This is a genomic window from Sphingomonas sp. (assembly GCF_035758555.1).
GTDB lineage: Bacteria > Pseudomonadota > Alphaproteobacteria > Sphingomonadales > Sphingomonadaceae > Sphingomonas_B.
Genome location: NZ_DASTXI010000055.1, coordinates 1 through 3,040 on the forward strand (window position 1 = coordinate 1; position 3,040 = coordinate 3,040).

Genomic DNA, 3,040 nt, shown 5'->3' on the forward strand with positions numbered 1-3,040 from the left:
GCCGCGGCCAGGCGCTGCTCGACAATGCCGCACGCCGCATGCGCGCGCTCACGGGTTATGATCGCGTGCTGCTGACCTACGGCGATCAGCGCGCGGAAAGCAGCCGCGGAAGCGTCGGTGCAGCCGCGACAGACGCCGACCTGCCGATGTTCATCGCCGACACCGATGGAACCGCGACGGACCTGTTCCCGCGCCATTCGAATGACCGTGCGCTCGAGGCCGCACTCTTGCGCGCGCCGGGCCCGCAGGCGATCGCCGCGCTGCGCGACGCAGGCATTCGCGCCTCCCTCCGCCTGCCGTTCGAGTCGGATAACGCGAAGGGCGAATTCCGCTGCGACAGCCGGACTCCGCGAGAGCCGAGCTTCGAGCTGCACGCCGCCGCCGAGCTGTTTGCCCAGATGTTCGCCATGCAGCTCAGGATGGACCGGCTGCGCTCCAGCTGAAAAATCGCTTGCACAGTCCGTAAGTGTGTGCTTACGGTTAGTAATGGCTAACGCTTCTCACGCCTTCGTCGCCCTGAGCGATCCGACTCGACGCGCGGTGTTCGAGAAGCTCGCCGGCGGGCCGCGTCCCGTGGGAGACATCGCGCGCGGCCTTCCGGTCAGCCGGCCCGCCGTTTCGCAGCATTTGAAGCTTCTCAAGGAAGCAGGCCTCGTGACCGACCGAAGCGAGGGCACGCGCCGAATCTATCAAATCGATCCGGCGGGCCTCGGCGCCATGCGCGCGTGGCTCGACCAGTTCTGGGAGAGTGCGCTCGCCGCTTTCGCGGCCGAGGTCGAGCGAGCCGAAAAGGAGCGGAAATGAACTTGCAGATTCAGCCAGCGCCGGTGCGCAAAAGCATTCGCGTCGGTGCGCCGGCCGATCGCGCGTTCGAGGTGTTCACGGCAGGGATCGGCCGCTGGTGGCCCAAGTCCCACAAGATCGGTCCGGCCGATCTGGACCGGCCGATCATCGAGCCGCGCGAGGGCGGCCGCTGGTACGAGCGCGACGTCGACGGGACCGAGTGCGAGATCGGCAAGGTGCTGGTCTGGGATCCGCCCGCGCGGCTGGTGCTCGCCTGGCAGCTCACGCCCGAATGGAAATTCGACCCCGAGCTGATCACCGAAGTCGAAGTGACGTTCACGCCCGAGGGCGACAGCACCCGGGTGGACCTTGAGCACCGTCATCTAGAACGCATGGGCGAAGGCGCTCCGGCCGTCCGCGAGGCGGTCGGCGGCCCTGGCGGATGGGGCGGCCTGCTCGAACTCTACGCACAAGTCACACAGCAATGATGGAAGGAGCAGGTCAGATGTCCGGAATCACTGTTCACGGAATTCCCGGGAGCCCGTTTCTGAGGAGCGTCGAGATCACGCTCAAGGAGAAGGATGTTCCCTATCACCTCCGCGCCATGTCGCCGGCCGACATGAAGACGCCGGAGCATCTCGAGCTTCACCCATTCGGCAGAATCCCGATGTTCGAGCAGGACGACTTCCGCCTCTACGAAACCCAGGCGATCATGCGCTACGTCGACGAATGCTTCCCGCATCCGCCGCTGACCCCCGGCACTCCGCGCCAGCGCGCGCGCATGAACCAGGTGATCGGGATCATCGAATGGTATTTCTTCCCCAAGGCCAGCGCTCCGATCGGATTCAACCGGATCATCGGTCCGCGCCTGCTCGGCCTGCCAGCCGATGAAGCGGTGATTGCCGAGGCGATGCCGATGGCCCGCACATGCGTTGCCGAGTTCGAGCGGCTGCTCGGCGACCAGGCCTATTTCACCGGCAACGGCGTCAGCCTCGCGGACATCATCCTCGCCGCGCAGCTGGACCTGCTCGGCGATTGCGCCGAGGGCCGCGAGCTGATCGACACCGCGCCGAAGCTCGGCGCGTGGCTCGACCGGATGCTTGCGCGGCCGAGCTTTGCCGCCACGCAACCGCCGGAAGTACTGAGGGAAGCGGCCTAGCCGCCGAGGAAGTCCCGGGCGCGGGAGAAGAAGCCTTTCGCGGCCGGGCACTCGTCACCGGTCTCGGTCGCGCGGAATTCCTCCAGCAGCTTCTTCTGCTTGGCCGACATTCGCGTCGGCGTCTCGACGAGAATCCGCGCGACGAGGTCGCCGCGGCCCCGCCCGTTGAGCACGCTCATTCCGGAGCCGCGGTGCCGCAGCTGTTCGCCCGACTGGATGCCCGGCGGAATCTTGAGGTCGACCTGGTGTCCGTCGATGCCGGGGAGGCTCATCGAGCCGCCGAGCGCGGCGGTGGTGAAAGTGATCGGGCATTCGGCGACCAGGGTTGTCCCTTCGCGCGCATAGATCGGGTGCCGCTTCATGTGGACGAAGAGGTAGAGGTCGCCGTTGGCGGCGCCGCGGACGCCGGCCTCGCCTTCGCCGGCGACGCGAATGCGCGTGCCGTCATCGACTCCGCCCGGGATTTTCACAGACAGCTTGCGCTGACCGACCGCGCGGCCTTCGCCGTGGCAATTGCCGCACGGATTGGTGATCACCTCGCCCGAGCCGCGGCAGTTGGGGCAGCCGCGCTCGACCATGAAGAAGCCCTGCTGGGTGCGGATCTTGCCCATTCCGCCGCAGGTCTGACAGCGGCTGGTGCAGCGATCCATGCCGGTGCAGCCGCGCCCGCCGCATGCCTCGCACGTGCCGAGCGATTCGACCGTGATGGTCTTCTCGACCCCGGTGAACGCTTCCTCGAGGGAAAGCTCGATGTCGTAGCGGAGGTCGGCGCCGCGCGCCGCATTCTGGCGAGCGCCTCGCGGGTCCATGAACTCGCCGAAGATGGTCGAGAAGATATCGGAGAAGCCGTTGAAGCCGGCTTCGCCGAACGGGTCCGCTCCGCCGCCATTCTGGAAGGCGGCATGGCCGAACCGGTCGTAGGCCGCGCGCTTTTGCGGGTCCTTGAGGATGTCGTACGCCTGGCTGATCGCCTTGAACCGCTCGGCGTGCTCGGAGCAGCCGTTGTGCCGGTCGGGATGGCATTCCTTGGCGAGCCGGCGGTAGGCCGACTTGATCACGGCGTCGTCCGCTCCGCGCGGCACGCCCAGCAGTTCGTAA

Annotated in this window: 4 protein-coding genes and 1 pseudogene; 4 read left to right on the forward strand and 1 reads right to left on the reverse strand. The window is 67.1% G+C overall.

All coding sequences use genetic code 11. From position 1 onward, the window contains the following. The 4 genes and pseudogenes from VFT73_RS03155 to VFT73_RS03170 all read left to right on the forward strand — a co-directional run. Window positions 1–443: pseudogene (locus tag VFT73_RS03155) on the forward strand (hypothetical protein); the annotation flags it as partial. A 43-nt stretch (window positions 444–486) separates the two neighbouring features. Then, window positions 487–804 carry a metalloregulator ArsR/SmtB family transcription factor gene (locus VFT73_RS03160; protein ID WP_326408697.1) on the forward strand — a complete coding sequence of 106 codons (318 nt, stop codon included), beginning with the start codon at window positions 487–489 and terminating at the stop codon, window positions 802–804. Further along, window positions 801–1,271, forward strand: a complete 471-nt coding sequence (locus VFT73_RS03165; protein ID WP_326408698.1) for an SRPBCC family protein — start codon at window positions 801–803, stop codon at window positions 1,269–1,271. The genes VFT73_RS03160 and VFT73_RS03165 overlap by 4 nt, the downstream gene beginning before the upstream one ends. Before the next feature lie 17 nt (window positions 1,272–1,288). Continuing rightward, window positions 1,289–1,942 carry a glutathione S-transferase family protein gene (locus VFT73_RS03170; RefSeq protein WP_326408699.1) on the forward strand — a complete coding sequence of 218 codons (654 nt, stop codon included), beginning with the start codon at window positions 1,289–1,291 and terminating at the stop codon, window positions 1,940–1,942. On the opposite strand, the gene dnaJ is transcribed toward VFT73_RS03170, so the two are convergent. Continuing rightward, the coding region (dnaJ, locus tag VFT73_RS03175; protein WP_326408700.1) for a molecular chaperone DnaJ at window positions 1,939–3,040 on the reverse strand (1,102 nt) is incomplete at its 5' end. The two genes, VFT73_RS03170 and dnaJ, sit on opposite strands and share 4 nt — an antisense overlap.

What these genes read in the sequence shown, in the direction of transcription:
- VFT73_RS03160 (WP_326408697.1), top strand. Translation starts at nt 487, where the DNA reads ATGGCTAACGCTTCTCACGCCTTCGTCGCCCTGAGCGATCCGACTCGA.
- VFT73_RS03165 (WP_326408698.1), top strand. Translation starts at nt 801, where the DNA reads ATGAACTTGCAGATTCAGCCAGCGCCGGTGCGCAAAAGCATTCGCGTC.
- VFT73_RS03170 (WP_326408699.1), top strand. Translation starts at nt 1,289, where the DNA reads ATGTCCGGAATCACTGTTCACGGAATTCCCGGGAGCCCGTTTCTGAGG.